14 protein-coding genes are annotated in these 15,070 nt (G+C 69.4%); 4 read left to right on the top strand and 10 right to left on the bottom strand.

The window, feature by feature from the left end:
- Positions 1-15: 15 nt before the first annotated feature.
- From ASG17_RS11295 to ASG17_RS11265, 9 genes are all read right to left on the bottom strand, one after another.
- Positions 16-732 (bottom strand): 2OG-Fe(II) oxygenase, encoded by a 717-nt coding sequence (locus ASG17_RS11295; RefSeq protein ID WP_200935077.1) that lies wholly within the window; start codon positions 730-732, stop codon positions 16-18.
- A 334-nt stretch (positions 733-1,066) separates the two neighbouring features.
- A complete protein-coding gene (locus tag ASG17_RS11290; RefSeq protein ID WP_056103645.1) occupies positions 1,067-1,756 on the bottom strand; it encodes a response regulator in 690 nt (229 codons plus the stop codon).
- Positions 1,757-1,763: 7 nt separating this feature from the next.
- Positions 1,764-4,445, bottom strand: coding sequence for a sensor histidine kinase KdpD (locus ASG17_RS11285; protein WP_056103640.1), 2,682 nt, complete (start codon positions 4,443-4,445; stop codon positions 1,764-1,766).
- Positions 4,445-5,029 (bottom strand): potassium-transporting ATPase subunit KdpC, encoded by a 585-nt coding sequence (kdpC, locus tag ASG17_RS11280; RefSeq protein ID WP_056103636.1) that lies wholly within the window; start codon positions 5,027-5,029, stop codon positions 4,445-4,447. Before kdpC ends, ASG17_RS11285 begins: the two co-directional genes overlap by 1 nt.
- A gap of 4 nt (positions 5,030-5,033) precedes the next feature.
- Positions 5,034-5,192, bottom strand: coding sequence for a hypothetical protein (locus tag ASG17_RS15495; RefSeq protein ID WP_156367846.1), 159 nt, complete (start codon positions 5,190-5,192; stop codon positions 5,034-5,036).
- A gap of 8 nt (positions 5,193-5,200) precedes the next feature.
- Positions 5,201-7,261, bottom strand: coding sequence for a potassium-transporting ATPase subunit KdpB (kdpB, locus tag ASG17_RS11275; RefSeq protein ID WP_056103633.1), 2,061 nt, complete (start codon positions 7,259-7,261; stop codon positions 5,201-5,203).
- On the bottom strand, positions 7,242-8,990 hold the full coding sequence (kdpA, locus tag ASG17_RS11270; protein ID WP_056103630.1) for a potassium-transporting ATPase subunit KdpA: 1,749 nt from the start codon (positions 8,988-8,990) through the stop codon (positions 7,242-7,244). The genes kdpB and kdpA overlap by 20 nt, the downstream gene beginning before the upstream one ends.
- Positions 8,991-9,004: 14 nt before the next feature.
- The gene (locus ASG17_RS15245; RefSeq protein WP_082496241.1) at positions 9,005-9,091 is read right to left on the bottom strand and encodes a potassium-transporting ATPase subunit F; all 87 of its coding nucleotides are present in this window, start codon (positions 9,089-9,091) and stop codon (positions 9,005-9,007) included.
- Positions 9,092-9,733: 642 nt separating this feature from the next.
- A complete protein-coding gene (locus ASG17_RS11265) occupies positions 9,734-10,549 on the bottom strand; it encodes a sterol desaturase family protein (RefSeq protein ID WP_235560432.1) in 816 nt (271 codons plus the stop codon).
- Between the two features lie 53 nt (positions 10,550-10,602).
- Here ASG17_RS11265 and ASG17_RS11260 point away from each other — a divergent pair, with 53 nt between their 5' ends.
- The gene (locus ASG17_RS11260) at positions 10,603-11,088 is read left to right on the top strand and encodes a sterol desaturase family protein (protein WP_056103622.1); all 486 of its coding nucleotides are present in this window, start codon (positions 10,603-10,605) and stop codon (positions 11,086-11,088) included.
- Here ASG17_RS11260 and fni read toward each other — a convergent pair.
- Entirely contained in the window at positions 11,055-12,098 is a 1,044-nt protein-coding gene (gene fni / locus ASG17_RS11255; protein ID WP_056103619.1) for a type 2 isopentenyl-diphosphate Delta-isomerase, read from the bottom strand. The genes ASG17_RS11260 and fni overlap by 34 nt on opposite strands.
- A 109-nt stretch (positions 12,099-12,207) precedes the next feature.
- On the opposite strand from fni, the gene ASG17_RS11250 reads away from it, so the two are divergent.
- The 3 genes from ASG17_RS11250 to ASG17_RS11240 are packed head-to-tail and all read left to right on the top strand — an operon-like array spanning position 12,208 to position 15,069.
- Positions 12,208-13,104 (top strand): polyprenyl synthetase family protein, encoded by an 897-nt coding sequence (locus tag ASG17_RS11250; protein WP_056103615.1) that lies wholly within the window; start codon positions 12,208-12,210, stop codon positions 13,102-13,104.
- Positions 13,094-14,011 (top strand): ABC transporter ATP-binding protein, encoded by a 918-nt coding sequence (locus tag ASG17_RS11245; RefSeq protein WP_056103613.1) that lies wholly within the window; start codon positions 13,094-13,096, stop codon positions 14,009-14,011. Before ASG17_RS11250 ends, ASG17_RS11245 begins: the two co-directional genes overlap by 11 nt.
- Positions 14,008-15,069 (top strand): ABC transporter permease, encoded by a 1,062-nt coding sequence (locus ASG17_RS11240; RefSeq protein WP_056103609.1) that lies wholly within the window; start codon positions 14,008-14,010, stop codon positions 15,067-15,069. The genes ASG17_RS11245 and ASG17_RS11240 overlap by 4 nt, the downstream gene beginning before the upstream one ends.
- The last annotated feature ends 1 nt before the right edge of the window (position 15,070 follow it).

The raw sequence follows: 15,070 nt of genomic DNA, 5'->3' as shown, positions 1-15,070 counted from the left end.
TTCGCGCCGCCCGGCCTATTCGGCTGCGACAGCGGGCGGCGGATAGTCGTGGAAGCTGGGCGTCTCGCCGTCCGGCCACATGGAGCTGGGTTGGTCGCCGTTGTAGAAAATGACATTCATGCTGCGCCGCGACTCCGTGGCGCCGCTCTCGACCTTGGACACCGAGTGCCAGGACGTGTCGGAGCGCATGATGATCGAAGAATTGCCGACGAGCGGCAGCACCGTATCCACCTTGTCGTCTTCATTCTTCGTCCGCAGCACATGCAGGCAGCCGCCGTCCTCAGCCCTCCATTCGGAGTTGAAGTAGAAGACGTGCGTCAGGATTTTCGTCTTCAGGTCTGCGTGCGGGCCCAGCCAGGCGCCGGGGCCGAAGTGACAGACGTAAGCCTCCATCGGCGCGGTGGACAAATCCAAACCGGTCAACCGGCTCATGGCGGTCCGGTAGGCGGGCGAGGCCAGATCGCGCGCCAACTGTCGCCACGTGTCACTGAGGTGATCCTCGAATGCGACATCGGTCGAATCGATGTGGATCAGCGGGCGCGCTTCATAGGTGTAGGATTTCTCCCCGCCTGAAAGACGAGCGACCGACTTGTAGTGATCGACCGGATAGGTCCGCGCCAGAACCTCGGCGTCCTCGGCTGTGTAGAGGCGATTTGCGAACGCCCAATCGAACGGCTCATGCTGAAGCTCGGTCGCGGCAAGGCTGTCGAAATTGAGGACCGACTTCGTCATATCACCAAACTTGATGGATTTTAGCCGCGCCTTATCGCGCAGAAACGGCTGCCTTCGCCGCTTCTACCTGTTCGCCCGGCCATGCGCCAACGTCTCCGGAGGACAAACCGGCGATCGAACTCGCGGTCGCGTTTGGCGGATGGCGCTTCGGCGCGAAAAGGGCGGTCACGCAGGCGTCGGATGGCGCCGCGAGCAGACTTTGGCTCCCTCCGGGCGGCTTGAAGAAGCTGAGGCCGGCGGACAGGGCGTTTTTCGAACTGACGAAGTTTCTTTGACAGCGCTGGTTGGGATCGACGTCTGCGAAGTCGGCGGCGTGTTCTGGGAAGTCACCAGTTTACGCGGATTCCAGCCGATATCCGACGCCAGGTTCGGTGAGAAGGCGGGTCGGTGATGCAGGGTCGTCCTCCAGCTTCTGTCTCAACTGCCCGACCACCACGCGCAGATACTGCGTGTCCCGCACGTGCGCCGCGCCCCAGACGGCGGTCAGGAGGTCGGCGTGGGTGACGACCTTGCCGGGGTGGCGGGTCAGGTGCGCCAGGACGTCATACTCCTTGGGGGTCAGGCGAACCTCGGCGCCGTTCTTTCGGATGCGGCGGTGGTCCAGGTCGATCTCGACGTCGCCGACGATAAGCGGGCAGGTGTCGGCCGGGGGCGTCGTGGCGCGCAGGGCGACGCGGAGGCGGGCCAGCAGCTCGCCCACGCCGAAGGGCTTTTCGACATAGTCGTTGGCGCCGAGGTCTAGGGCGTCGATCTTCTCGGCCTCGCGGTCGCGCGCGGACAAGATCAGGATGGGGCCTATGTAGAATTCGCGGGCGCGTTTCAGCACGTCCTTGCCGTCCATGTCGGGCAGGCCGAGGTCCAGCACCACGGCGTCGGGGCTCCACAGCGCGATGGCGCGCAGCCCCTCCTGACCGCTGTCGGCGCGCTTGGCCTCATAGCCGGCGGCGTCCAGCGCGGGGGTCAGGAAGCGGTGGATCTGGGGTTCGTCATCAATGACCAGGATGCGTTGGCGGGTCGCGGACATGATGCGATTATAGCAGGTCGCGGTGGGTCGCGATGGCCTTGGGCAGACTGATCAGCACCCGCGTGCCATGACCGTCCGCGATCGGGCTGGCGGCGGCGATGCGGCCGCCCATCGCCTCGACGAAGCCCTTGGCGATGGCGAGGCCCAGGCCTGCCCCCTGGGTGCGGTCGGACGGCTGCTCCATGCGGCGGAACTTGTCGAAGACGCGCTCCAGCTCGTCGGTGGGGATGCCCTTGCCCTCGTCCTCGATGGAGATGACGACCGAGGTCCGGTCTTCATAGGCGGCCAGTTCGATGGTCGAGCGGTCGGGGCTGTAGGCGATGGCGTTCTCCAGGATGTTGACCACGGCCTGTTCCAGGAGGGCCTGATCCAGCATCACCAGCGACAGCTGACCGGGGAAGTCGCGGGTCATCTGGCGCGGGCCCAGACGGCGCGCGACGCGCTCGGCGGCGGCGTTCAGGACGTCGCGGACATCGATCCAATCGGCCCGGACATTCAGGCCGCCGCCTTCCAGCCGTGTCATGTCCAGCAGGTCGCCGACGTAGCGGTTCAGCCGCTCGGCCTCCTCGCGAATACTGAGCAGCAGGTCGGCGCGCACGTCCGGCTTCAGCCCGTCCCCGAAGTCGATCAGGGTCGTGGCGGCGCCCAGCACGGTGGACAGCGGCGTTCGTAGGTCGTGGCTGACCGAGTTCATCAGCGCGCCCCGGAAACGGTCGGCGCGGCGCAGGCTTTCGGTCTCGACCGCCTCGCCCGCCAGGCGGGTGCGCTCCAGCGCGACGGCGCCCTGATCCAGCAGGGCGAGGGTCAGGCGCTCCTCGTCGGAACCGGGCATGACCGCTTCGGCCTCCACCCCCGCGACGCCCACGCGTCCGCGCACCCCCTGCAGAGGGCGGAAGGTCCAGCTGGTCTGGGGCAGGGTGCCGGTGCCGAAGCCGGCGGCCTCGCCGTGCTCCCAGGCCCAGCGAGCGGCGGCCATGGCGGCGGAGCCGAGCGTTTCCGGCTCCGAATTCTCAGGACTGGGCGCGCTGGCGGCCACGGCGATGTCGTCCTCGGCGGGCAAGAGGACCACGGCCTTGGCGCCGGCCGCGGCGGCGGCCTGTTCGGCCAGGACGCGAGCGGTGGCCTCGACACCCTCGGCGGCCGCCAGCGTCTCGCTGCCCGCCAGAAGGGCCGAGACGGCGGAAGCGCGCGTCTGGGCTCGTTTCGCCTGATCGCGCACCCGCCCGGCCAGATAGCCGGTCACCAGGGCCACGGCCCAGAAGCCGACCAGCGTCAGCAGGTCCGTAGGCGAGCCGATGAGAAGGCTGTAGCGCGGCTCCAGGAACAGAAAGTTGTAGGCGATGAAGGCCGCCGTCGCCGCCGCCAGCGCCGGCCGCATCCCGTACAGCACCCCCGCCGCCAGCACGGCCGACAGATAGACGACGCCCAGGTCGACCCGTTCGAACCTCTGGTCCAGCGCATAGGCCAGGCCGGTGGCGGCGGCGACAAAGCCCGCGCCGATGACATAGCCGATCCAGCCGCCCGGTTTGCGCGGCTCCTTGGTCGGGGGCGTCGGTACGGTCGCTTCGCGGTCCGTGACGATGTGGATGGCCGCCCCGGTCGAGGCGCGCAGGAGTTCGGTGGGCAGCGACCGTCCCAGCCATTCGGTGATGCGGCTCTCGCGTCCCTTGGCCAGGACGATCTGGGTGACGTTGTTGCGCTGGGCGTAGTCCAGCACCGTGCGGATCACGTCGTCGCCCGTCAGCACGACCGTGCGGCCGCCCAGCTGCTCAGCGAGCTTCAGCGCCTCCGACAGACGTGCGGCGCGCTGCGGATCGGTCGCCGTGGCGCTGGGGCGGTCGACGTGGGCGACGGTCCAGGGCGCGTCCATCATCACGTCGGACATCCGCCGTCCGGTGCGCACCAGGGTCGCGGCCATGGCGTCGGCGCCGATCAGCACCAGCACCCGCTCGCCCGCCGCCCACGGCCCCTCGACGCCCTTTTCGCGCAGGGCGGCGATCAGGTGGTCATCCACCGTCTGGGCCGCGCGGCGCAGCGCCATCTCGCGCAGGGCCGTCAGGTTCTCGATCTTGAAGAAGTTCTCGGACGCCACCCGCGCGGTCTCGGGCACATAGACCTTGCCCTCGGTCAGCCGCTTGCGCAGCTCCTCCGGCGTGATGTCGACGACCTCGATATCGTCGGCGCGTGACAGGGCGATGTCCGGGACCGTCTCGCGCTGGCGTACACCGGTGATGCGCAGCACCACGTCCGACAGGCTCTCCAGATGCTGGACGTTCAGCGTGGTCCAGACGTCGATGCCGGCGGTCAGGATCTCCTCGACGTCCTGCCAGCGTTTGGGGTGGCGTGAGCCGGGGGCGTTGGAGTGGGCGTATTCGTCGACCAGCAGCAGGTCCGGCCGCCGGGCGATGGCGCCGTCCAGGTCGAACTCCATCAGGACGCGCGCCTTGTAGTCGATCGGCTGGCGCGCCATCACCTCCAGCCCGCGCAGCAGGCTTTCGGTCTCGCGCCGGCCGTGGGTCTCGACCACCCCGACCACGACGTCGTCGCCCTCGGCCTTCCGGCGGCGCGCCGCACGCAGCATCTCATAGGTCTTGCCCACCCCCGGCGACATGCCGAGGAAGACCTTCAGCCGGCCGCGCTTTCGCCCGGCCGGCTTGGGAAGATCTGCTGTGTCGGCAACCGTCGCCATCAGCCGCCGGCGACGGCCGGGAAGCGGGCGTCGAGAGCGCGGTTGGTCATCAGCACATTGACGTGCGGCTGGCCGATGAAGCCCAGCAGGGGCCGCTCGACATGCTGATCGATCACGCTGAGCACCTCCGCCGTCTGCGCGCCGCGCGCTCGGGCGATGCGGGCGGCCTGCAGGCGAGCGTAGGCCGGTGAAATGTCGGGGTCGAGGCCGGACCCGGAGGCGGTGACGGCGTCGGCGGGCACGGCGCCCGCCTCATTCTCGGCGCGGATGGCGGCTGTGGTCTCGGCGACCCGCGCCTTCAGATCGGCGTTCAGCGGGCCGAGGTTGGAGCCCGACGAAGCGGCGCTGTCATAGCCGTCGCCGGCGGCCGAGGGGCGCGGGTGCAGGTACTGAGCCAGCGCGAACGGCTGGCCGATCAGGCTGGAGCCGACGACCCGACCCGCGCCGTCGCGGACCAGGCTGCCGTTGGCTTGGGCCGGGAAGGCGGCCTGGGCGACGCCGGTGACGGCGAGGGGATAGGCCAGCCCCAGCAGGACGGTGAACAGGGCGACCATAACGATGGCGGGACGAAGCTGATTGAGCATCGATCTAGTCCTTGAGATGCGACGCCGGGACCGGCGCGGGCCGGTCGGGGGCGTCGGTGTCGCGGGCGTCGGCCAGCAGGCCCACGACCACGACGGCGGCGATGAAGAAGAGGGCGAACCAGGCGTCGTTCTTGCCGGATCCGCCGAAGCGGCTGCGGGACATGGCGGGCCTCACGCCAGACCCAGGCCGGAGACGACCAGGTCGATCAGCTTGATGCCGACGAAGGGCGCGATCAGGCCGCCGAGGCCGTAGATCAGCAGGTTGCGACCCAACAGCTTGCCGGCCCCGACCGCCCGGTACTTCACCCCGCGCAGGGCCAGCGGGATCAGGGCCACGATCACCAGGGCGTTGAAGATCACCGCCGACAGAATCGCGCTCTCCGGCGAGCCCAACCGCATGATGTTCAGCGCGCCCAACGCCGGCAGGCCGACCACGAACATCGCCGGGATGATGGCGAAATACTTGGCCACGTCGTTGGCGATGGAGAAGGTGGTCAGGGCGCCGCGGGTGATCAGCAGCTGCTTGCCGACCTCGACGATCTCGATGACCTTGGTGGGGTCGCTGTCGAGATCGACCATGTTGCCGGCCTCGCGCGCGGCCTGGGCGCCGGTCTGCATGGCCACGCCGACGTCGGCCTGGGCCAGGGCTGGGGCGTCGTTGGCGCCGTCGCCGCACATGGCGACCAGCCGGCCCTTGGCCTGCTCCTCTCGGATCAGCCGCAGCTTGTCCTCGGGCGTCGCCTCGGCGAGGTAGTCGTCGACCCCCGCCTCCGAGGCAATGGCGGCGGCGGTAACCGGGTTGTCACCGGTGATCATGACGGTGCGCAGGCCCATGAGACGCAGCTCGGCGAAGCGGGCCTTCACGCCCGGCTTGACCACGTCCTTCAGGTGGATGACCCCGACCAGGGCGCCGTTCTCGGTCACCGCCAGCGGCGTGCCGCCCGAGCGGGCGATGCGGTCCACGGCGGCGCGAAACTCGCCCGGCGCCTGGTCGATAGTCACGCCCAACGAGGTCAGCACCGCATCCACCGCGCCCTTGCGCCATGATTGCTGGCCCGCCTCAATGCCCGACTGGCGGGTGACGGCGCTGAACGGGATGACCGTCGCGCCCTCGGGCTTGTCGACCGTGACGCCCGCGTTGCGGCCCAGTTCGATGATGGAGCGGCCCTCCGGCGTCTCGTCGCCCAGCGAGGCGGCGACGGCAGCGCGCAGGGCGGCTTCGGGCCGAACACCGGGGACGGCGATGATTTCCGTCGCCATGCGGTTGCCGAAGGTGATGGTGCCGGTCTTGTCCAGCAATAGGGTATCCACATCGCCCGCCGCCTCGACCGCTCGGCCCGAGGTGGCCAAGACATTGACCTTCAGCAGCCGGTCCATCCCGGCGATGCCGACGGCCGACAGCAGCCCGCCGATGGTCGTGGGGATCAGGGTGATGAACAGGGCGCCCAGCACGATGGGGTCCAGCTTCACGCCAGAATAGGCGCCCAGCCCGACCAGGGTCACCACGGCGATCAGGAAGACCAGCGTCAGGCCGGCCAGCAGCACGGACAGCGCCAGCTCGTTCGGCGTCTTCCTGCGGTTCGCGCCCTCGACCATGGCGATCATCCGGTCGAGGAAGGTCGAGCCCGGCGCCGAGGTGATGCGCACCTTGATCCAGTCGGACACGACCGTGGTGCCGCCGGTCACGGCCGAGCGGTCGCCGCCCGCCTCGCGGATCACCGGCGCGCTCTCTCCGGTGATCGCGGCCTCGTTGACCGAGGCGACGCCCTCGATGATCTCGCCGTCGGAGGCGATGACGTCGCCGGCCTCGACCAGGATGATCGAGCCGACCGTCAGGTCGTTGGCCGCGATCGGCGTGGTCACTCCGGTCGCCGGATCGATGGCCTTGGCCAGGGTGGTGACGCGGGTGGCGCGCAGGCTGTCGGCCGCCGCCTTGCCGCGCCCCTCGGCGACGCTCTCGGCGACATTGGCGAACAGCACTGTCGCCCACAGCCACACCGCCAGCTGGATGGCGAAGCCGGCGGCCTGGCCGGACGCCATGGCGGCGACGGCCGAGATGGTGGCCAGAAGGGCGACGATCCAGGTGGCGAAGATCACCGGATTGCCGAGCAGCTTGCGCGGATCCAGCTTGAGGACGGCGTCGCAGAGCGCGCGGCCCAGCATGGCGCCGTTCAGGCCGCCGGCCAGAGGCGCCGCGCGCGGGGCGTCGGCTTCAGGGTTTGCAAAGGTCATGGGCGGAGGTCCGTTCGATCAGGACCGGGGCCGCATCGGCCAGCATCTGGAAATGCTCGACGATGGGTCCCAGCGCGAGGGCGGGGAAGAACTGCAGCCCGCCCAGGATGAGGATGACGCCGATCAGAAGGCCGATGAACAACGGCCCGTGGGTCGGCAGTGTGCCGGTCGACGGCGCCAGCTTGGGCTTGACGACCAGCGATCCGGCGATGGCCAGGACGGCGATGGCCGGCACGAACCGCCCCATCAGCATGCCGACGCCCAGCGTCGTGTTCCACCAGGGCGCATTGGCGGTCAGGCCGGCGAAGGCCGAGCCGTTGTTCGCCGCCGCCGAGGTGTAGGCGTAAAGCATCTCCGACAGCCCATGCGGTCCGTCGTTCAGCAGCCCCGCCAGCGCCGTCGGGAAGACGACGGCCACGGCGGTGAAGCCCAGGATGGCCAGCGGCAGCACCAGCACGGCGATCATGGCGTACTGGATTTCGCGCGCCTCGATCTTCTTGCCGAGATACTCCGGCGTGCGGCCGACCATCAGGCCCGCCACGAAGACCGCCAGCATGGCCATGACGACCATGATGGCGATGCCCGACCCGATGCCGCCCGGCAGGATCTCGCCCAGCTGCATCAGGAACATCTGGATGCCGCCCGACAGCGGCATATAGCTGCCATGCATCGAGTTGACCGAGCCGTTGGAGGCGCCCGTCGTGGGGCCGGCCCAGGCGACGGAGGACGGGACGCCGAGGCGTGTCTCCTTGCCTTCCATATTCACCGGCTGCTCGATCCGGGCGGCGACCAGGGCCGGCGCCGGCTGGCTTTCGGCCACGTACATTCCCGCCGTGCAGGTGAACAAAAGCACGAAGGCCGCGACCACCAGGGCCCGCACATCGCGCTTGGCCAAGACGCTGCGGCCGAAGGCGAAGAAGGCCGCCCAGCCCAGCACATTGATCGCTACGGATGTGATCAGGTTGGTCAGGATCGACGGATTCTCGAACGGGTGCGCCGAGTTGGCGTTGAAGACGCCGCCGCCGTTGATGCCCAGCTGCTTGATGGCTTCCTGGCTGGCGGCCGGGAACAGCGGCAGGGTCTGCGATCCGCCCTCCAGCCCCGTCGCTGTCGCCGAGGCGGCCAGGCTCTGCACCACGCCCAGACCCGCCAGCACGACGGCCAGCACGATGGCGGCGGGCAGCAGCAGATAGAGGGTGGTGCGCGTCATGTCGGCCCAGAAGTTGCCGACCCCCTCGCCGCGATTGGCAACGAAGGCCCGCGCCAAGGCCGCCGCGATGGCCGCGCCGGTGGCGGCGGAGAGGAAGTTCTGCGTGGTCAGGCCGACCATCTGGGTCAGCGTCGACATGGTCGTCTCGCCGCCATAGCTCTGCCAGTTGGTGTTGGTGACGAAGCTGACGGCGGTGTTGAAGGCCAGGTGCGGCGATACGCCGGCGAACCCCTGCGGGTTCAGCGGCAGCACGCCCTGCAGACGCAGCATGGCGTACAGCACGACGAAGCCGACCAGGTTGAAGGCCAGCAGGGCGCCCGCATACCCGACCCAGCCCTGGCTGCGCGCCGGGTTGATCCCCGACGCCTTGTAGAAGACGCCCTCGACCGGCTTCAGCACCGGGTCCAGCCAGGTCCGCTCGCCGTTCCAGACGCGCGACAGGTAGATCCCCAGCGGCCAGGCGATCAGCACCGACAGCGTCAGGGTCAGGGCGATTTCCGCCCATCCTTGGATGTTCATGACGGCGGCCCCGCTCAGAACCGCTCGGGGCGCAACAGCGCCACGACCATGTAGCCGGCGACGACGACCGCGCCGACCGCCCAGAGAACAGCGAGCGCCATCGTCACACCCGCTTCAGGAAAACGGCGAGCGCGGCGAAGGCCAGAAAGGCCACGCCGCCCGTCGCCAGAAAGATCAGATCAGCCATGCCGACGCCTCCAGCTCAGTTTCGAGCCGGAAGGACCACGTCAGGGCGTAAGCGCGCGATATGGAAGCGGGGCGGTCGGCGTAAGGGGAGCGTAAGGATGGGCTTGGGAAGCCCTCGCGCTTCATTCCCACCCAGCCCCGCTCGCTACGGCTTTCTGGTGCGCGCTCTACAAATCGGGGTCTTGCTTAGCTGCCCGCGCGGCTCTGGAAGTCCTGTTGTGAGCCAGCGGCCGTGGGGCGCGCCCGCATTTGATCGAACCTGCCGGTCTCTGCCGCGTTTCGGCGCTCTGCAGTTGGAGAATGAAACATGGCCCTGTCTCGCATCGCCACCGCCCTGGGGGGCCTGCTCATGTCCAGAGGCGGCCGCCGCCTCGCCGGCCGGCACGCCGGAAAGCTGGCGCTCGCGACGCTGGCCTGGCAGCTTTACCAGCAACATCGGTCGGGTGGGCGAACGGCTCCCGCCGGGGCCAAGCCTCGTCCATCAGCGACGGGGCGCCGATGGAGCGGCCGCACGCCGACGGCCTGAGCCTTGCGCCCGCGTGTCGGCCCCTCTCGGGTCATACTGCTGACGGCGAACCGTCGTCCAGGCTGATTTCTGGAGAGCCCTCGGGGCGATGCGGCCGATCGCGCCTCTCCGTGGCCGCTGACAGCTCGGTCAGCCGCGAGGTGTCCCAGAAGCGGAAATACAGGCCGTAGTTGCCGTTGAAGCGCTTGTGGTGGAGGTCGTGGTGGGTCGCGGTGATGAGCCACTTGAGCGGCGCGCGTCGCAGCCATCCCTGCGGCCACACCTCGCGCCCGGCGTGGTTGAGCACCGCCGTGGCCGTCATGAGCGTCAGCAGCGCCAGCGCGACGCCCCAATGGATCGGGACGACCATGGCCAACGCCGGCAGGAACCAGGCTGTGGCAGCGGCCTCGGCCGGGTCGAAGGCGAAGGAGGCGAACGCGCTGGGGTCGTGGGATCGGTGGTGTTCCGCGTGCGCCCAGCGGAAGACGCGCGGGTGGTGTAAGCCTCTGTGAACCCAATAGTAAAAGGCGTCGTGGGCCAGCAGATAGACCACGAAACTGGCCGGCAGCCACCAGAGCGGCCAGGCGCCGACGTCGCTGTAGACGGCCGTGCCGCCGCGCTTCCAGAGTTCCAGCACCAGTGCGGCGGGGAGGGCGTAGATCGGGCAGGCGATCAGCGAGGCGACGATTTCACGCCGCATACGTCGGCGGTCCGGCGCCTGCCGATTGAGCCGACGACCCCGACCGGCCCCGCTCCACAGCAAACCGTGGGTGACCACCCCGACCACGAGGTAGCGGACGCCGATGATCAGGCTAAGCGCCGCCGTCGTCACGATCACATCCATCAGCATGAGGACACAGGCGATCAATCGTCCCGGCCGGTCAAGTGGCGGTCCCTGCTTGCCGCGCCTATACTGGCGGCATGTCCGTGATCTCCATGATCCTGCTGTTTGTCGCGACGTTTGTCGGCATGGAGGCGTTCGCGTGGGCCATGCACCGCTATGTGATGCACGGCCCGATGTGGGACTGGCATCGCAGTCACCATGAGCCGCGCGGCGGGGTGCTGGAGAAGAACGATCTGTTCGCCGTCGTGTTCGCCGCTCCGGCGATCGTGCTGATCGCGCTTGGCCTGCACGTCTGGCCATGGGCGCTGCCGGCGGGATTGGGCGTGACGGCTTACGGGCTGGTTTACTTCATCTTCCACGACGGCCTGGTTCACCGACGTTTTCCCACCGGCATCGACGGCCGCTCGCCCTTCTGGCGCCGGCGGATCCAGGCCCACCGGCTGCACCACGCGATCCGGACGCGCGAGAACTGCGTCTCGTTTGGATTTCTGTGGGTTCGGTCGGCGCGGGCGCTGAAGGCCGAGCTCGCTCACAAGCTCGGCTCTTCCAGAAGCGGCGCCTGAGCCAGAGCCTCCAGATCGGCTGACCCCGTGCAGAAGCATGCCAGCCGAAGCTGAGCGGCCTTGAGTTGCAGGTGATCGACGACGGCGTCGGTTGATGAAAGGGCGGCGTCCAGAATGCCGGCCGCCTGGCCGACCAGTCGGGCGCCCAGGCGAATGGCGCGGGCGGCGTCCAGCCCGTCGCGAACCCCCCCTGAACCGATCAGCTCCAGCTCAGGCGCGGCGCGGGCGCAGTCGATCAGGCTGCGGGCGGTGGGGACGCCCCATCCGGCGAACGGTGCCGCCAGCGCCTCGGCGTGGCCGCCGCTTGCGCGCGCGCCCTCGATCAAGCCCCAGTTGGTGCCGCCGGCGCCCGCGACGTCCAGCGCGGCAACACCCATATCCGCCAGCCGCCGCGCGGTGGCGCCGGACAGGCCCGCGCCGGTTTCCTTGACGATCAGCTTGCCCGGGAAGGCGAGCGCTACCTGCTCGATGCCGCGCGCCACGCCGCGCCAGTCACGGTCGCCCTCGGGCTGCACAGCCTCCTGCAGAGGGTTCAGGTGCAGGATCAGCGCATCCGCGCCGATCATCTCGACCGCACGGCGCGCCTCGTCCGGCCCGTAGCCCAAGGCGAATTGAACGGCGCCCAGATTGGCGAGGATCAATGCGTCGGGCGCCCGGCGTCGCAGATCGCGGCCCAGTCCCCGATGGCCATCCGACTCCAGGGCGACTCGCTGGGATCCGACGGCCAGGACGACGCCCAGCGCCTGGGCCGCCTCGGCGAGCCGCGCATTCACCGCCTCTGCTCGCGATGGCCCGCCGGTCATCGAACTGATCAGGAACGGCAGCCGGCTCGAGCGCCCCAGGAACCGCGTCGACAGATCGATGGCGTCGTGGTCCAGGTCCGGCAGCGCGTCGTGCACGAAGCGAACGGCCTCCAGCCCGGACGCCACGCGGCTGACCCCCCGTCCCGCGAGGACGTGATCGATGTGCTCGTCCTTGCGACGGATGATCGCGTCGGCGTCTGAGGGCATCGGAAACAGCTCCGGCGGGTTGCATCCTGGGCGGCCGTGATGCCGTATGCGACCATAAAGGTTTGGATCGCCGCCGCAACGCAACGGCCAGGGATATCAGGGAGACTGAATGGCGATCCTCGGCGCCAAGCCTCAACCTCGTCAGACGTTGGATGAGAGCCTGCCGGAGGCGCTGCGTCTGCGAGTCCAGTCCCGTCTGGCTGAACTTGCGCCGTCTCAGGACGGCATTCTGGCTGCGGCGGCTCGGGATGCGTTGCTGGGGCACGGCAAGCGGGTCCGGCCCGTTCTGGCGATGCTGGCCGCGTCGTATGTCGGTGGTCGCCCGGACGACGCCCTGGACTTCGGCTGTGCGGTGGAGATGGTCCACGCCGCGTCGCTTGTGCTCGACGACCTGCCCTGCATGGATGACGCGGCGCTTCGGCGCGGCGAGCCGACCGTGCATCGTCGGCACGGGGAAGACGTCGCCGTCCTGGCGGCCGTGTCCCTGCTGAACGAGTCGACCCGCCTGATCCTCGGGGGTCCTCAGGCGGCTGAAACGCGCATCGCGCTGCTGGACGTGCTGACCCAGGCCGTAGGCTTCGACGGGCTGGCGTTGGGGCAGGTCCGTGATCTGCGCGATGCGCCGCGCGATCGGGACGCCTTGGCGCTGCGCCAGATCAATGAGCTGAAGACCGGTGGGCTGTTCATCGCCGCCGTTCGCGGCGGCGCCTTGCTGGGCGGGGGCGACGGCGACGCGCTGACGCGGGCGTCGGCCTTCGGTGAGGCTGTCGGTTTCGCCTTCCAGCTTTGCGACGATCTTCTCGATATCTGTTCGACCGCTGAGACCTTGGGCAAGGACGTCGGCCAGGACAGCGAAACGACCACCTTCGTCGATCTGTGGGGCGAGGGACGGGTCCGCGCCGCGGTGCGGCAATGCCTGTGGAAGGCGGCGGATGCGGTCGGGCACGAGAGTCCCATGTCCCGCTACGTCTTCGACCTGTTCCAGAAGGCCGACCTTGGAATCTGAGGCGACGCCGGCTCTCGTCTTGCGCGGGGTCGAGGCGGGCTATGAGCGTCGGGCGGTGCTGCAGGGCTTCAACCTCACCGTCCAGGCCCGTGAAGTTTACGCCCTGCTGGGGGCCAACGGCGCCGGCAAATCGACGGTCGTTCGCGTGGCCTGCGGTCTGCTTCCTGCGCGACGAGGGTCCGTGCAGATCGGGGGCGGGACGCATGAGATCGCGCGGATCGGCTTGGCCCCCCAAGAGATCGCGCTCTTTCCCGCCCTATCCCCCCGAGAAAACGTCGAGGTCACGGCGCAGCTTTGCAGGGTTCCGGCCCGCCAGCGCGGGGCGGCGGTCGATCGTGCGCTGCATCTCACGGGCTGCGACCCCCGCGCCGATCAGCCCGTGCGCACACTCTCCGGCGGTTGGCGTCGGCGCGCCAATCTGGCGGCCGCTCTGGTAGGACAACCTGCGCTGCTGATCGCCGACGAACCGACCGAGGGGGTGGACGCCGCCACGCGAAATGTTCTGGCTCAGGCGCTACGCACCATGGCGGACGACGGCGCGGGATGTCTCCTCATCAGCCACGACGCCCTCTTCGTGGCGGACGTCGCTGACCGCATCGGCGTCATGGCGCAGGGCCGTTTGATCGCAGAGGGTGCGCCGCAGGATCTGGTGGAGACTGCGTTCGGCGCCGATCGTCTTCTGGACATCCGCTTCGCTCGACCGGCGTCGTCCCGATGCGCCGGTCTGCTGACAGAAGCTGGTCTTGTGCAAGGCAAGGATGGTCTGACCTGGAGCCGGTCGACCAGCGACGCCCTGACGCTGGCCCAGGCCCTGGCGCCCGACGTCGACGCCGAGGATGGAGAGATCATCGTGCGGCGTCCCGGTCTGGACGACCTGGTGACGCATCTGTCAGGCCGTCAGCCATGATCGCCGTGGCGCGCGCATGGGCAAGGAGTTTCTGGCGTGACCGTCCAGGCGTCGTGCTGACGCTGCTGCTGCCGCCGCTCGTTTATCTGCTGTTCGCCGCCATCTTTGGCGCCGGCGCGCGGGGCGAGATCGACACGACGGCGGTTATCCATGATGCAGCGCGAACGCCGGCGACCGCCGCGATGCGCAGGGCGCTGGAAGGCGACATGGGTCGCCGCCTGCGTATGGCCGACAGCGAAGGGGAGCTCGAGCGCGCGGTGCTCGACGGCCGGGCGGACGCCGGGATTCTGATCCGCCCTTCGCCCGGGGGCCCGCCTCGCCTGATCATCGTACTGGCGGCGGGACGGGATGTCGCCGCGGCCGGGCTTCAGGCGAGGCTTGAGCCCATGGCGGCCACGCTGGCGGGGCAGTCCGCCCCTCGTTCGGCGCGCGTGTCGGTCCAGCAGATCGGCCCGGCCGGCGACGCCCAGTCTGCATACTACGCGGGCGCCGTCAGCGTGATGTTCGTCTTCTTCGCCGCCATGCACGGCGCCATGGGCGGGCTCGACGAGCGGCGGTCCGGTCTGCAAGCGCGGCTGGCCCTGGCGCGCGGAGGGCTCGCCCCGATCCTCGCAGGCCGCGCGGCGTGGTTGACCATGGTGGGCGTGATGCAGACCGGCGCGGTCTTCGCCGCTGCCTGGACGCGATTGCCCGACCTCGCCGTCTGGCAGGCGACAGCTGCGGCGGTCACGGCCGTCATGGTCGGGATCGCGGCGGCGGGACTGGCCCTGGTCCTCACGGCGGCCTGCCGCTCGCGCGATCAGGCGCAGCCGCTGACCACCTTCGTCGTCCTGCTGCTGGCCGCGCTCGGCGGCTCTATGGCGCCGCGCTTCCTGATGCCCGAAGCCTTCCGGGCCATCGGATGGGCCACGCCCCATGCGTGGGCGATCGAGGCGTATCAGTCCGTGGTCTGGCGCGGCGAGTTCGCCTCTGTCGTGCCGGTCGCCTGGGTGGTCCTCGGCGCTATGGGCGGCGCCGGATGGCTCGGCGCGCTGCTACTGGAGCGTCGTCGCCTCTGAC

Origin of the sequence: Brevundimonas sp. Leaf363, from assembly GCF_001424025.1 — a bacterium.
Lineage (GTDB): Bacteria > Pseudomonadota > Alphaproteobacteria > Caulobacterales > Caulobacteraceae > Brevundimonas.
The sequence above is the reverse complement of the archived record's forward strand: the minus strand, read 5'-3'. Positions and strand labels throughout refer to the sequence as shown.